General features: G+C 52.2%; 11 protein-coding genes. 5 read left to right on the top strand and 6 right to left on the bottom strand.

Annotated elements, in window-relative coordinates; all coding sequences use genetic code 11:
• Positions 1–10: 10 nt before the first annotated feature.
• The 5 genes from H8S80_RS00835 to H8S80_RS00815 all read right to left on the bottom strand — a co-directional run bounded on the left by H8S80_RS00835 (position 11) and on the right by H8S80_RS00815 (position 7,422).
• Positions 11–2,038, bottom strand: coding sequence for a DUF2264 domain-containing protein (locus H8S80_RS00835; protein WP_002600789.1), 2,028 nt, complete (start codon positions 2,036–2,038; stop codon positions 11–13).
• Positions 2,039–2,059: 21 nt separating this feature from the next.
• A complete protein-coding gene (locus H8S80_RS00830) occupies positions 2,060–3,688 on the bottom strand; it encodes an amidohydrolase (RefSeq protein WP_117631482.1) in 1,629 nt (542 codons plus the stop codon).
• 73 nt (positions 3,689–3,761) lie between these two features.
• Positions 3,762–6,017, bottom strand: coding sequence for a polyribonucleotide nucleotidyltransferase (locus H8S80_RS00825; protein WP_002600791.1), 2,256 nt, complete (start codon positions 6,015–6,017; stop codon positions 3,762–3,764).
• Positions 6,018–6,222: 205 nt separating this feature from the next.
• Complete coding sequence (gene rpsO, locus H8S80_RS00820; protein ID WP_002600792.1) at positions 6,223–6,489, bottom strand: 30S ribosomal protein S15; 267 nt, start codon at positions 6,487–6,489, stop codon at positions 6,223–6,225.
• Positions 6,490–6,609: 120 nt separating this feature from the next.
• The gene (locus tag H8S80_RS00815) at positions 6,610–7,422 is read right to left on the bottom strand and encodes an AraC family transcriptional regulator (RefSeq protein WP_002600793.1); all 813 of its coding nucleotides are present in this window, start codon (positions 7,420–7,422) and stop codon (positions 6,610–6,612) included.
• Between the two features lie 140 nt (positions 7,423–7,562).
• Between H8S80_RS00815 and H8S80_RS00810 the strand changes: the two genes are divergently transcribed.
• The gene (locus H8S80_RS00810) at positions 7,563–8,882 is read left to right on the top strand and encodes an alpha-glucosidase/alpha-galactosidase (protein WP_117631478.1); all 1,320 of its coding nucleotides are present in this window, start codon (positions 7,563–7,565) and stop codon (positions 8,880–8,882) included.
• 196 nt (positions 8,883–9,078) lie between these two features.
• Here H8S80_RS00810 and H8S80_RS00805 read toward each other — a convergent pair whose 3' ends face one another.
• Positions 9,079–10,107, bottom strand: coding sequence for a substrate-binding domain-containing protein (locus tag H8S80_RS00805; RefSeq protein ID WP_025530104.1), 1,029 nt, complete (start codon positions 10,105–10,107; stop codon positions 9,079–9,081).
• A 213-nt stretch (positions 10,108–10,320) separates the two neighbouring features.
• Here H8S80_RS00805 and H8S80_RS00800 point away from each other — a divergent pair, with 213 nt between their 5' ends.
• Genes H8S80_RS00800 through H8S80_RS00785 form a run of 4 tightly spaced genes read left to right on the top strand, consistent with a single transcriptional unit; the run spans position 10,321 to position 14,721 of the window.
• On the top strand, positions 10,321–11,610 hold the full coding sequence (locus H8S80_RS00800) for a uracil-xanthine permease family protein (protein ID WP_117631474.1): 1,290 nt from the start codon (positions 10,321–10,323) through the stop codon (positions 11,608–11,610).
• A gap of 49 nt (positions 11,611–11,659) precedes the next feature.
• The gene (locus tag H8S80_RS00795; RefSeq protein WP_117631472.1) at positions 11,660–12,652 is read left to right on the top strand and encodes a RibD family protein; all 993 of its coding nucleotides are present in this window, start codon (positions 11,660–11,662) and stop codon (positions 12,650–12,652) included.
• A gap of 31 nt (positions 12,653–12,683) precedes the next feature.
• Entirely contained in the window at positions 12,684–13,979 is a 1,296-nt protein-coding gene (locus H8S80_RS00790; RefSeq protein WP_025530101.1) for a purine/pyrimidine permease, read from the top strand.
• Between the two features lie 4 nt (positions 13,980–13,983).
• The gene (locus tag H8S80_RS00785; protein WP_025530099.1) at positions 13,984–14,721 is read left to right on the top strand and encodes an SDR family NAD(P)-dependent oxidoreductase; all 738 of its coding nucleotides are present in this window, start codon (positions 13,984–13,986) and stop codon (positions 14,719–14,721) included.
• Positions 14,722–14,792: the final 71 nt, after the last annotated feature.

Genomic DNA, 14,792 nt, shown 5'->3' with positions numbered 1-14,792 from the left:
GCCAATCTGATTATATATGGAGCCGCCCTTCCAGTCCCTCATAATCGACCGTAACCGTCCTTCCATCCTTCATCTCCAGAACAACAGGACCGTAAGCCCCGCATTTCTCTTTATCGGTATAGGTGATGCTGCGGATCGGGAAGAGGTCTTCATCCCGCCATTCTTCCTGGCTCTTCTTTGTCAGAATTACGCTGATCATCGCATACGGAAGATATTCATAGTATCTCTTCCTGCGGCTGACGCCATACATGATGCAGCTCTGTTTCGTCACGGCGCTTACGCCCTGTCTCGACATGATTTCAATGTCATCGAATCCGCCATAGATGACCATCGCCATCTGCCCTTCCGAGGACTTCAAAAGAATGGCCTTGGCCCCCGTCTTCTGATCCGTGCGGATTCTCACATCGACGCCCGAACGGTCCACATCCGGCATTCCATAGGAGCCCAGTGTCAGGGTATACGGCTTATCCGGGATCCTGGTCCTGTCCACGCGCACGATGCCGTCCGCCACAGGAAAATCGGCCAGATCGATCGACGCCTTGTTCTGGAAGGTAAATTCGAATTCAAAATATTCTTTCCGGTAGAGCACTCCATCCTTCACACCGCCGTACATCAGGATATTCGGGATCAGGCTCTTCACCCTGCCGTCGTAGGTCACGCTGTACTGCATGGCCTCGATTCCCTTGAAATCAAAGTCTTCCCATAAAAACTGGCTGTTAAAGGACAGTCGGGAATACGTATTGAGGGACGGATTCTCTTTCTTCATCAGGACCTTCGCCGTCCTGAATTCCGTAATTCCGGTGTCCTTGTGGTTGTCCACCACGATTCCCGGACCGTCCAGCACTGTGGTCCTCACTTCTCTGTCCTTCATCTCCTCCCAGACTCCGTTTGTCTCCGTATCGGTCCAGAACGGATGGTCCTCCGGAAGCGCCAGGCAGACGAACGCATTGGCGATCCAGAAGGGGCTGGCTGCGCAGCTGTATGTCTGAATCAATGGCTGGAACGGCCCGTAGAAGCCGAGGCATGGAACACCCTCATAGAAACACTCCTCCCTGGAAGCAAACTGCAGCACGGCGCCAGAGGCGATCCTTCTGGCCAGCCCCGGCTCCGCAGCCGGATTCTTCAGGAGGAAATTGGCCGCCAGCGGGGCCGATGCCGCACTTCTGTAGATGCCGCTTCTCCCCCACATGGTCACATGCCCCTCCTCATCGAACATGCGATGGAAGGTCTCCACCAGGCGGTTGGAATATTCCTCAATCTTCGCCGCTATGTACGGCTCCTTTTCATAGCCGTACCACTGGTTCCACAGCGGTCCGTACACATGAAAGGCCCACGGACAGTAATAATCAAATAAATGGCCGTCGCGGTACCAGCCGTCCCCCGCGTAATAAGAGAGAATGGCGGCCGCGTGATCCCGCATCATCCCATGATCGATCGGATATCCCTCCCTGTCCAGAAATGCCAGAATCAGCATGTTGAACAGACGCCAGTTGTGGTGGCCCGTATACGAGTGGCCGAAATTCGACAGATAATCCGCAATGCGGTCCTTCTCTGCCTTCGTATAATTCTCCCAGATTACTTCCCGGCATATGGACAGGCCGATCACGAGGGATGCGCACTCGCACGTGTGCTGGAACGCCATCTCCCCCTCCTGCGCCTCCGGAAATATCTCCTCCACCCGAAGCAGATAATTGGGCGTTCCGGGCGTGACGGAGAGAAGAATCTGTTTCGAGTAATACTCCTTCAGAGAGTAGCCTCCCGCCGCTGCCTCCGGCTCGTTATGAAGCAGCGGAGCAGCGATCAAAAAGCTCCTGGCAAGTCCCTCGAACCGTTCCGCAGCAATTCTCCATTTCGGCCCGTCCGGCTGCGGATAGCTGACCTTTGTTTCATGGCGCAAAACCACGATCGGATCCTCCAGCTTCTCCACATGCTCAAAAATTCCCTCCAGGAAAAAATGGCTGATACCAATCCAGTGTTCTCTTGTCATTCCCGTATAGGGACTCCGTTTCTCATCCGGATTTTCTACTGTAAACTTCATCGTTCTTCCCCTCTCCGCCTCTCAGCTGTTCTCTTTTTTGTATACACAGACACCGCCCACATACGTTTCCAGCACGGCCGTGTCCTTTATTCTGTCGGGTGCGCACGCCCTGATGTCCCGTTCCAGCACGGCAAAGTCCGCTAGCTTTCCCACTGACAGCGTCCCCTTTTCCTGTTCCTCAAAACTGGCCTCCGCACCCATGGCGGTATAAGTGGATATTGCCTCTTCCACTGTAAGCGCCTGCTCCTTCAGAAATGTCTTCGTCCCATCCAGTGTGGTGCGGGTCACCGCGCACTGAATTCCCGCCATGACATCCGGCCTCTCCACCGGGCAGTCCGACCCGTTAGAGACTGAGACTCCCATGGATAGCAGCGTCTTAAACTGATACGTCTCTCCAGCCCGCTCTGCTCCGATCCGGGCCTCCACGATATGATTGTCGTAATCGAGAAAAATGGACTGAATGTAGGCGTGCAGCCTTAACCTTCGAAATGCCTCCAGAAGCCTGCCCGTCGTAATCTGGCAGTGTACAATTCCGTGCCGCCTGTCCGTGCGGTCCGGATTGGCTTCCATAGCCCGTTCATACGCCCTCACTGCCATCTCCATGGCGCCGTCTCCGATAGCGTGTACGGCGATCTGCATCCCCGACCCATCGGCCAGGGTAATCAGCTTCTCCAGCTCTTCCTGGCTGTAGATGGCGATCCCTCTCTCATCCGGGTTCTCCCCATCCTCGTAAGGCTGACTGAGAAAAGCAGTTCTGGCCCCCAGGGATCCGTCCGACAGAAGCTTCAGAGGCCCGATTTTAAAATATGCGCTTCCCTGGCCCGTGCGGTAGCCGCGCGCCAGAAAATCCTCCAGCTGCTTCATGGTCGGAAGCAGGCACTGTTCGTAGACCCGTACCGTCATCGCGCCCTCCCGTTCCAGTTCCCGATATGCCTCCAGCACCGTCTCAAAGGGTACACCGGGAAATGCCGCCAGATCATCGGTCTGGCTCGATGTGACGCCGCGGCTGTTCAAATCCCTCATGGCCAGACGGAGATACTGTTTCAGCTCCTTCTTCGCCGGCTTCGGGATGCTCCCATGGATCAGATCCACGCCGAATTCCCGGAAAATCCCGACAGGTTCTCCCTCCTCATCCATGTCGAAACAGCCGCCTTCCGGCTGCGGTGTCATCCTCGTAATGCCGGCCGCCTCCATGGCTTTCGTATTGGCACAGGCAATGTGGCCGCAGGCGCGGATCACCAGAATGGGATGCTCCGTGGACACCCGGTCCAAATCGTACCGGTTGGGAAAACGTTTCTCATCCTGAAAGTAATCGTGATTCCAGCCCCGCCCTACTACCCATGTACCCGGTGCAGGCTTTTCCTTTGAAATAAAATGGGAAAGGGCGGAGCACATCGCTTCCAGGGACGAGGTTGCCGCCGTTAAATCCACAAGCTTCAGCGTGTGGCCATAATTCAGCAGATGCATATGGGAATCGTTAAATCCCGGAACGACAAAATGGCCGTCCAGATTATGGTACACCACATCGGAACAAGTCTCCAGATCAGTAAGGTTCCCCACACCGGCAATCCGTCCGTCCTCGACGGCCATCGCCTCTGCTTCCCTCCCGGTTCCCGTATAGATAACTCCATTATAATAGATTTCCCTCATTTTTTATATACCTCTCTGAAAAAACAGGCAGCAAAACCGGATATTCTCCGTTTCTGCCGCCTGTCAGATTTTTTTAGGAATTTCTTCTGTCGGAATCTCTTCTGTCAGAATCTCTACGATCAGAATCACGTCTGTCAGAATCTCTTCTGCCGCCGTCGCGTCTGCCGGAATCTCTTCTTCCGGAGTCTCTTCTGTCAGAGTCTCTTCTGCCGCTGTCCAGAGTCGATACATCCACGTTGGGATCCATATCGCCTGGCTTCATGCTTAAGTTGATTCTTCCCATCTTATCGACTTCCATAACCCTTACAGTCACTTCATCGCCGATATTTACCGCGTCTTCCACTTTCTCTACGCGCTTGTCGGATAATTTGGAGATGTGAACCATACCATCCTTGTTCGGTGCCAGCTCCACAAATGCGCCGAAGTTCATAATTCTGACAACCTTGCCCTTCATGATGGTGCCCGCTTCGATGTCTGTCACGATGCTCTTGATAATCTCAATAGCGCGTGCAATCATCTCCTTATCGGTTCCGCATACGGATACGCTTCCGTCGTCGGAAATGTCGATCTTAACGCCGGTCTCCTCGATAATCTTATTGATTACCTTACCCTGCTTGCCGACAACATCGCCGATCTTCTGAGGATCGATGGAGATCTGCTCGATCTTCGGAGCGTACTTGCCAACCTCTGTTCGCGGCTCTGCGATTGCCTTTGCCATAACCTCGTCAAGGATGTAGATTCTTGCTTCTCTCGTTCTTCTGATGGCCTCTTCGATGATCGGTCTTGTCAGGCCGTGAATCTTGATATCCATCTGAATCGCGGTGATACCCTTGTGAGTACCGCCAACCTTGAAATCCATGTCGCCGAAGAAATCTTCCAGACCCTGGATATCGGTTAATACGATATAGTCATCATCGGTATCGCCGGTCACCAGGCCGCAGGAAATACCTGCTACCGCGGATTTGATCGGAACACCAGCCGCCATTAAGGACATGGAGGAGGAACAGATGCTCGCCTGAGAGGTGGAACCATTGGATTCCATGGTCTCGGATACGGTACGGATTGCATATGGGAACTCTTCTTCTGATGGAAGCACCGGAACAAGGGCTCTCTCTGCCAGCGCGCCATGGCCGATCTCACGGCGTCCCGGTCCTCTGGATGGCTTTGTCTCGCCTACGGAGAATGACGGGAAATTGTAATGGTGCATATATCTCTTGGATGTCTCCATATCGTCGATGCCGTCTAATCTCTGGCTCTCGGATAACGGAGCAAGTGTACAGATATTTAAAATCTGAGTCTGTCCACGTGTAAACATGGCGGAACCGTGTACTCTCGGGAGCATATCGATCTCAGCCGCCAGAGGACGGATCTGATCGACAGCACGGCCATCCGGACGCTTGTGGTCTTTTAAGATCATCTTGCGGACAGTCTTCTTCTGATACTGATAGATGGCCTCTCCCAATACTGCCAGCCATTCTTCCTTATCAGCAAATGCCTCTTCCAATTTAGCGGTAATGCTTCTGATATTGTCTTCTCTTGTCTGCTTGTCATCTGTGAAGACCGCTACTTCCATCTCTTCCTGCGGAACGATCTCCCGGATGGCTGCGAATAATTCTTCCGGAACCGCACAGCTGATGTAGGTATGCTTCGGTTTTCCGCACTCTGCCACGATGGTATCGATAAATTTGATCACTTCCTGGTTTACGGAATGAGCCTTAAATATCGCTTCGATCATGATATCTTCTGCAACCTCATTGGCTCCTGCTTCGATCATGATTACTTTTTCTCTGGTAGAAGCGACTGTGAGCGCCATATCGGACGCCTGTTTCTGCGCCTGAGTCGGGTTCACAACCAGTTCACCGTCAACCATACCGATCTGGGTCGTCGCACATGGACCGTCAAACGGGATATCGGATATACAGGTCGCAATCGCGGAGCCTAACATAGCGGTAAGCTCTGGGCTGCAGTCCTGGTCTACGGACATAACGATGTTGTCCAGTGTCACGTCGTTGCGGTAATCCTTCGGGAATAACGGTCTCATCGGACGATCGATAACACGGGAAGTCAGAACGGAATTCTCAGAAGCCTTTCCCTCTCTCTTATTGAAACCGCCAGGAATCTTACCTACTGCGTATAATTTCTCTTCGTATTCTACACTTAACGGGAAGAAATCGATGCCCTCTCTTGGCTTGTCAGATGCTGTCGCAGTCGATAATACAACAGTATCTCCGTAATGCATAAATGCAGCGCCGCTGGCCTGCTTCGCAACTCTGCCAACCTCTACCGTTAAGGTACGGCCGGCAAGTTCCATGCTGTAACTCTTGAACATGTTTGAATCTCCTTTTGATTATAATTAATATATATATTATAAGCAGAGGAGGGCCGAAACTACTGATCTGCGCGCAATAAGAAACGATGCTGCTTATTACGCGTACATCAGCGGTCTCGGATTTTCCCTCCGCTTTTAATACGCACGTTTCATTTCTCTGATAATAGACAGATAGGGTGGAGAAGTTTCTCCACCCTAAATGGTTTTATTTTCTGATTCCTAACTTCTCGATTAATGCACGGTAGCCGTCTAAGTCAGTCTTCTTTAAGTAGTCAAGAAGTCCTCTTCTCTGTCCAACCATCATTAAAAGTCCTCTTCTGGAGTGATGGTCTTTCGGGTTCTTCTGAAGGTGATCGGTTAATTCTGTGATTCTCTCTGTTAAGATTGCGATCTGTACTTCCGGTGAACCTGTATCGCCGGCCTTTCTGCCGAATTCTTCGATAATTGCTGCTTTCTTTTCCTTTGAAATCATGATGATTTCCTCCTTAATTTTCAGTCTCACCAAATACCAGGCGCTGGTTGGAGTTTCCAAAGCGCTGAGCATTGGCGCGTTTTCATACCGATCTAGTTTATCATAAGCTGTCCTCTGTTGTCAATGATTTTTTCCGCAGATTTCCGCCTTCTTTTCTATTTTTTTATAACCGTTCAGGCGTCGGTACCTGGCCGGCGCGGTTTTCGTTTCCTTTTGAAAATGTCTGCAAAAGGAGGACGAATCGTGGTACCCGCAGGAGTAGGCGATCTCGGTGATCCGGTATTCCGTCTGCACCAGCATCTCCTTCGCTTCCTCTAAACGGTACCGGCTCAAATACTGCTTCGGAGACACTCCCGCCTGATGCATAAAGATACGGTAAAGATACGTCCGGTCGATCCCTACGTAATCGGCAATCTCGCTTACCTGGATCGGATAACTGTAATTATGGCGGATAAACGCGACGGCCCTCTTAAAATAGCCTTCCTCATCCACCGGGACACCGCCCTTTCCCGTCCTTAAAAGGCAGGCCATAATTAAATAGAAGTATCCCAGAACCCTCTCCCGGTTTTCCTCCGCGCTTCCAAAGGAGCCAAGCAGCCCTTCAAACCAGCCGGAGACGGCGGCGGTCTCGCCCATGGCACATACGGGCAGGCGGCGGTCCGGATAGTACCGTTCCAGCAGCGCTTCCGCCTCGTCACCGTCAAATGCAATCCACGCGTAACTCCACGGTTCCTCCAGATCCGCCCGGTAATACGTCACCTCTCCCGGCCTGATTAAAAATGCTTCCCCTTCCTTTATCTCATACTCTCCATATTCCGTCCTGTAAATCCCCTTTCCCTTCAGGACGAAATGAATCAGCTGATGGGACCTCACCGCCGGTCCGAAGAAATGCCCCTTCTCACAGTCCTCCCTGCCGCAATAGTATACCTTCACGCTTCTCTCCCTCTCCCTTTCCGGATGCAACAAAATGACAATAAATCCGAAACAATTTTTCTATCTTGTTTTCCCGTCTCATTATATACTTTCTTCATAAGCAGCACAACAGAAAAATGAAGAAAAAGAGGAGAATCATCATGGTAAAAATTACGTTTATGGGCGCCGGCAGCACCGTATTTGCAAGAAACGTCCTGGGTGACTGCATGTGCACCCCGGCTCTGTGCGACGCAGAGATTGCGCTGTACGACATTGACGGGGATCGTTTGAATGACTCTTACGTCATCCTGTCCGCAATCAACAAAAATGTCAACGAAGGCCGCGCCTCCATTCACACCTATTTAGGCGTGCCGAACCGAAAAGACGCGCTTCGTGACGCCGACTTCGTCGTAAATGCCATCCAGGTCGGCGGCTACGATCCCTGTACCATCACAGATTTCGAGGTTCCGAAAAAATACGGTCTGGATCAGACCATCGCCGACACACTGGGAATCGGCGGAATCATGCGGGCGCTGCGCACCATCCCTGTGCTGGAAGATTTCGCACGCGACATGGAGGAAGTCTGCCCTGACGCTTACTTCCTGAATTATACCAATCCCATGGCCATGCTGACCGGATATATGCAGCGCTATACGAAGGTGAAGACCATCGGATTATGCCACAGCGTTCAGACGTGCTCAAAGGCGCTTTTAACGGAGCTGGGTATGGAGGATAAGCTGGAGGGCCGCACCGAGCTGATCGCGGGAATCAACCACATGGCATGGCTCTTAAAGCTTCACGATAAAGACGGCCATGACCTCTATCCCGAGATCCGCCGCCTCGCTGATCAGAAAAACAGGGAGGAGAAGCACAAAGACATGGTACGCTTCGAGTATATCCGCCATCTCGGCTACTACTGCACTGAATCCAGCGAACACAACGCCGAATACAATCCCCTGTTCATCAAAAGTAAGTATCCGGACATGATAGAGGACTATCAGATTCCGTTAGACGAATATCCGCGCCGCTGCATCAAACAGATCGAAGGATGGAATCAGGAAAAGGAAAGCATCCTGAAGGATGGCGCCATCACGCACACCCGTTCCCTGGAATACGCTTCCTATATTATGGAAGCAATCGTCACCAATAAACCGTATAAGATCGGAGGAAATGTGCTCAACCACGGCCTGATCGACAACCTCCCGGCCGACGCCTGTGTGGAAGTTCCCTGTCTCGTGGACGGCAGCGGAATCACGCCATGCCACGTAGGCGCTCTCCCCACGCAGCTGGCCGCCATGAACTCCAGCAATATTTCCGTCCAGCTTCTCACCATCGAAGCGGCCAGAAACAGAGACCGACGCACCATTTACCAGGCGGCCATGATGGATCCTCATACCGCCGCCGAGTTGAATATCCCGGACATTATCGCCATGTGCGATGAGCTGATCGCAGCGCATGGGGAGTATATGAAGGAATATTAGAAGCACCGCTGTAATACAGGAAGCAGCCGCGGCAGATGATTCACGCCGCGGCTGCTCTGTTTTGCCCTAAAAGCCATTCTTTTCCTTGTGCATTATGACGAAAAATAAAAATTTTTGTAAGCCCGTCTCCTAATTTTCTCTTCAAATACCAAATGGGGAAGCTAAATAAGTAAATTTCCATCGGTTCATTAAGTAATTAATTACCTTCCCCGGTTTCCAGACTCTGAACAGAATCCCTCATCACCATCTCTCCCCGGACCAGCACCATATCCGGAAGGCTTTCCGACCCCCACATCAGGCGGAGGCCGGCATTCACCGCGCTCTCCGCGATTCGGTGGGCATCCACGCGGATCGTGGTTATGGCCGGAGTTCCTGCCGTGGCAAATTTGTTATCATAAAAACCCGTCACGGAGACATCCTCGGGGACACGAAATCCCTGAGACTCCAGGTAATGGATAAAATAGTATGCGGTCTCATCATTGTTGCAGACAAAGGCCGTGGGCATGTTCTCCGGGAGTTGGAAGACTCGTTTCGGCACGGTACCGGAGACCTCGTCCCGATCCTCAAGCACCCAGTCCTCCTGATAGGGAAGACGCCTCCGAATCACGGATTTATAATATCCCAGATACCGATCCTCAATATCGCTGGTCGCATGGATGCTTCCCACAAATCCAATCCTGCGGTGTCCGATGCTGTATAAATACTCTGTCATCTGGTACGTATCGTACAGCATGTCCGCAATCACCGCCGTGGCTCTGTTTGCCTTGCTGTAAAAGTCCACATACAAAAGGGGCAGCCCCGCGGCGTCAAGGGCGCGCAGATACGTCCGCCCCAGCCATCCCAGGACAAAGATAATGTCTACCTTCTCCTCTCTTACAAAGGCTGGAATATTGCCCTCCTGCTCGTCCTTCACGGAAATCATCTCCAGCATGGCATAGTAGCCCCTCTGCCGCAGAGATTTGACAATGCTCTGATAGATATCCCAGTAAAAGGACTGCCCCGAAGCCACAAAATGGTCGGCCACCAGGATACCAACCGTGTTCGTCGCGCTTCCGCTGCGCATGCTGTCCCTGTTTCGGTATCCCAGTTCCCTGGCCGTCTCCTTGATCTTCTTTTTCAGTTCCTCGCTGACACCGTCTTTATCGGCCAGCGCCTTAGACACCGTCACCGTGCTGACCCCAAGCATATTGGCGATATCCTTCATCTTAATTCCTTTTTTACTCACATCCGTATCCCCTTCTCCTTAAATTAGCTTAATTATAGGATATTTTTAAGTAATTTACAACACAGTATTTTAGTTAATTATTAGCATCCCTGTTTTCGCAGACGAGTCTGTTTTATGTGTAAAATTCGATTCCCCTTAACTTTGTTAATTTATTGACACAGTCTTGTGCCACTGCTATACTCCAGGCATCAACAGCATTTACGGAGGTAAATCATGGACGAATTGATCGGTACAGAAGGGCGCCTTCCTTTTAAAAGATGGGTGTCCCTCAGTTTTCAACATTTATTTTCCATGCTCGGCGGCCTTGTGGTAGCGCCGCTGATCATCGGAATTAATCCTTCCGCCACGATGTTCTGCAGTGGTGCCGGAACACTTTTCTATCTCTTCATCACCAAAAAGAAAATGCCCATATTTCTGTGCACTTCCTTTGCATATACCGCTCCGCTTCTGATTGTGCGGGAAAAATACGGAGTTGAGGGCATGATGTTCGGAGTCCTGACGGCAGGCCTCATGTACGTGCTCCTCTCCCTCCTCGTGAGGCTCTGCGGAACCGGATGGATCCGCAGGCTGATGCCTCCGGTGGTCACGGCCTCTGTCATGATTGTCATCGGCCTCTCGTCCGCACTTACTGCAGTCGGCTGGGCGGGATACAACGCCTCGTCCGGGGCTGCCGCGGCACTGGAACCGTCCGTGCGCTTAAAATGGATTGCCGTATCCACAATCACACTGCTGGTCGGAATTCTGGGAACCACCTGTTTCCGCGGCATTTTTTCGGTAATCCCCGTGATGCTGGCCCTGATCGCCGGCTATGCGGCCTCTCTCGTACTGGGCGTCGTCTCCCCTTCCGCCATCGCGGAAGCCATCTCCGGTCCGGTATTGGCGCTGCCAAAGCTCTGCCTGCCCCGGGCCAATATGGAAGCGGCCTTCATGACAGCTCCGCTGGCACTGGTTACCGTCGGGGAGCACATAGCCGATGTGACGGCGGCCGGAAACGTATGCCGCCGGGATTTCATTCATGATCCGGGTCTCCACCGCTCCCTGTTTGGAGATGGGGTGGCCTCTGTGATCGCCGCCTTCTTCGGCGGTGCTCCCGTTACCACCTACAGTGAGAACATCGGGATCATGGCTCTGACCAAGGTCTGCTCCGTATCCGTGGTCTTTCTGGCTGCCTGCATAGCCATCGTGATTTCCTTTTTCGCCCCGGTGAACGCCGTTATCACAGGGATACCCACTCCCGTGCTGGGAGGAATCAGCATCCTGCTGTTTGGAATCATCGCCATAACCGGAATCCGCATCTATATGGATGCCCATATCGATTTCAGCAGCAACCGGAACGCCGTTATCGCCTTGTGTGTCATCGTTCTGGGACTGGGAGGGGCTTCCATCAGTTTCCATACAGGCGGCCTGTATTTTGAAATGCCTTCCATCGCCGTCGCCACCTTTACCGGTATTTTTCTGAACCTGCTGCTTCCCGGAGACAGGAACCAGCTGAAACCCGTGTGAGTTTTACAGGCCCAGCCTGTATCAAATATATTTATAAGGAGGATTTACCATGTACCAGTTAACAAAGGATTTATTCCGCATTCCAATGAAGGCGGAGGAAGTATTGTGCAACACGGTCTATGAATCGGAGGCCCTTAAGGAATTTACGGAGGAACCGGTGAAATCGCCGAAAATCGAAGAAGTTTACGGCCACTTGAAATTTCCGAAGGCGCCGGCAGACCGCCCTTACGTCTACGCGTCCTTTATCACCACCATAGACGGAAAGATCGCGTTTCAGGATGCCAGAGACAGCGCCCTTCTTCAGACGAACAACTTTCTCGACAAGACCGGCGGCAACGCCCCGTTTTTCGTCTTCATGCTCCAGCGGGCCGCAGCCGACGCGGTAATCTGCGGCGCCGGAACCATGAGGGAGGAGCCGAATATGACGGTTCACTTATACGATGTGGATTTAGAGCAGGCGAGAATTGACAACGGTCTGCCGCCGGTTCCGCTCAACATCATTTCCACGCTGGATGGCACCGATCTTCTGTTCGACCACACCATCTTCAAAAAGGACGAAGTTCCGAAGATGATCAACACCTCCCCTGTCGGCTGGGAAGTCGTCCGTGAAAAATGCCAGAACCCGATCTTCCTGGTCGGTCCCTACCACACCATGGAGGACGTGGACTTTGTTAAGCTTGACCGGCTGCTGGAAGAGAACAAAGGAAAGATTCCCGTCGTTGTCACCGGAGAGGGTGCCCAGACCGATTCCAACATCCTGTTTCGAATCCTTCGCCATATGGGAATCGAGCGTCTCTTGATTGAGACACCGGTATATACCCACCATCTGATGATGAACGGCCTGATGGATGAATTGTTCTTAAACTATGCCTGCATTTACGTGGGGGGCGGCGCCATGTCCATCGGTCTTCACTCAAAATCATGCACCTCAACGGACCATCCGCATACAAAGATGCTGAGCATTGTCAACGCAAAGGCTTCGCCTGACCACTGGTTCTGCTTCCGTGAAGCGGTCATCCACGGTGTAAAGGGAAGGGAATAGAGCGAACTGCAAAAAAGGAGAAAAGGAAACCATGAAAAATCAGTCAACCGTTAAAAACCTTCTGGGCGGACTCCAGTGGGCCCTTTATATGATTTCCACGGGTATCGTCATGCCCGTGGTCATCGGGCAGAGCTATCACTTAAGCCCGTCGGATGCCAGCATGTACATCCAGGTTACGCTGCTGTGCATCGGCCTCGCCACGATCACGCAGGCGGTCTTCGGCCACCGCCTCCCCATCAACGAAACGCCCTGCGGCCTCTGGTTCGGCATCTTCACCATGTATGCCACCATCGGAGTCACGTTATTCGGCTCAGAATCGGAAACGCTTCGCGTTCTGGAATTCTCTCTGATCCTGTGCGGTGTATTCGGATTTATTCTGAATATGCTGGGCGTCATTGAGAAGCTGGAAAAGTATTTTACACCCACCGTCGTCGGAACAAACCTGCTTCTTTTAGTGGCCCTGTGTTCGAAATTCTTCTTCCAGGCCATGACATCCGTCTACGGCGACGGTTACGGAATGAATTTGAAGGTGGTGCTCTGCTCCGTTGTCATCATCGTACTGACCTTTTTCCTGATGAACACCCGGTTAAAGGCCTATTCCGTCCTGATCAGCATCGTGGTGGGCTGGGGCCTCTACACGCTGCTGGGACTGTCCACCCCCTATGAGATGCCGTCACAGCTGGTGCGCATGCCAAGAATTTTCCCCTTCGGACCACCACGGATTGAGCTGTCCATGATTATCACCTCGTTCTTATGCACCCTGCTGCTGGTCACTAATTTACTCAGCAGCATGAAGATCGCCCAGCAGATGGTCTCCCAGTATGATGAGGTGGCCACCGGGCGCACAAAACAGGCAGGCAACTGTTTTTCCTTTATCTATATCCTGCTGGGCTGTTTCGGTGTCACCGGACTGATCCCCACGTCGGAGGGCGGCGGCTTCGTCGTAAGCACCGGCATGACAAGGACGAAGCCCCTGATCATCGGCGGAATCATCATCGCGGCGATCAGCTTCTTCCCGCCGATCACCAGCCTGCTCTCCATGATACCGGAATCGGTTGGCTATGCGGCCCTCTTCGTTCCATTCGTAAGCCTGTGCGGCTTCTCCATTGAATGCCTGGAGGGTGCGGAGGACAAGAAGAGCATGTATCAGACCGTAGGACTTTCGGTGCTGATCGGCATCGGAATCATGAACGTACCCGGAACCGGATTTACCATGGCACTTCCGGCGTTCCTGTCCACATTTTTAAGCAATGGCCTTATTGTTGGTACCATTATCGCATTGATTATGGAAGTAATCAGAATTCATAAAAAAGAAAAGGAGAATTAAAATTATGAGTCGTTTAGAAGGAAGAGTCGCAGTCATTACAGGAGCAGCATCAGGAATCGGAGCCGGCATGGTGAGACGCTGGCTGGAAGAAGGGGCCTGCGTAGTTGGCTGTGATATCAAAGACTCCATGCCTATAGAACACGAGCGCGCCGTCTACGTGAAGGGAGATTTAAGCAGGTATGAGGATGCCAAAAACGTGATCGACACCGCCGTAAAAACGTTTGGAAAGATTGATTCCATGGTGAACTGTGCGGGGATCGCCCTCCTTGGCGGTCTGGAGGACTTATCCGTGGAAGATATGCAGAAAGAATTTGCTGTCAACGTCTTCGGCATGTTCCACATCTGCAAGGCCGCTATCCCATACTTAAAGGAACAGAAGGGCGCTACCATCGTCAACATCGCCTCGGACTGCGCATTTAAGACCATGAAGGGCTGGATCGGCTACGGCCCCTCAAAAGCCGCTGTGATCCAGTTAAGCCGCTGCATCGCCATGGAATATGCGCCCGATGTCCGCTGCAATATCATCTGCCCTGGCATTACAGAGACTCCTATGATCACCTGCCGTTTCGAGACCGCAGAAGATCCGGCCGCCTTACGCGCCAGCTACGAGAACCAGTATCCGATGAAACGAATCGCCCAGGTTTCCGACATGGAAAACGCCGCCCTCTTCCTCTCCACAGAAGAAAGCTCGTTCATTACAGGGGAAACGATCTGCGTCAGCGGCGGCAGCCAGATGGAATAGGCAGAGTGTGAAATATATCATTCATAGCTAAATGTATCAAGTGGTCAGCCGTATTAAATTTTAATATACGG

The sequence above is a fragment of the Hungatella sp. L36 genome, from assembly GCF_014288035.1.
The sequence above is the reverse complement of the archived record's forward strand: the minus strand, read 5'-3'. Positions and strand labels throughout refer to the sequence as shown.

Excerpts from the sequence above, each read along its gene's own strand:
- H8S80_RS00810 (WP_117631478.1), top strand. The coding sequence starts at position 7,563 with ATGGTAAAAATTACGTTTATGGGCGCCGGCAGCACCGTATTTGCAAGA.
- H8S80_RS00800 (WP_117631474.1), top strand. The coding sequence starts at position 10,321 with ATGGACGAATTGATCGGTACAGAAGGGCGCCTTCCTTTTAAAAGATGG.
- H8S80_RS00825 (WP_002600791.1), bottom strand. The coding sequence starts at position 6,017 with ATGTTCAAGAGTTACAGCATGGAACTTGCCGGCCGTACCTTAACGGTA.
- H8S80_RS00835 (WP_002600789.1), bottom strand. The coding sequence starts at position 2,038 with ATGAAGTTTACAGTAGAAAATCCGGATGAGAAACGGAGTCCCTATACG.
- H8S80_RS00830 (WP_117631482.1), bottom strand. The coding sequence starts at position 3,688 with ATGAGGGAAATCTATTATAATGGAGTTATCTATACGGGAACCGGGAGG.
- H8S80_RS00795 (WP_117631472.1), top strand. The coding sequence starts at position 11,660 with ATGTACCAGTTAACAAAGGATTTATTCCGCATTCCAATGAAGGCGGAG.
- rpsO (WP_002600792.1), bottom strand. The coding sequence starts at position 6,489 with ATGATTTCAAAGGAAAAGAAAGCAGCAATTATCGAAGAATTCGGCAGA.
- H8S80_RS00790 (WP_025530101.1), top strand. The coding sequence starts at position 12,684 with ATGAAAAATCAGTCAACCGTTAAAAACCTTCTGGGCGGACTCCAGTGG.
- H8S80_RS00785 (WP_025530099.1), top strand. The coding sequence starts at position 13,984 with ATGAGTCGTTTAGAAGGAAGAGTCGCAGTCATTACAGGAGCAGCATCA.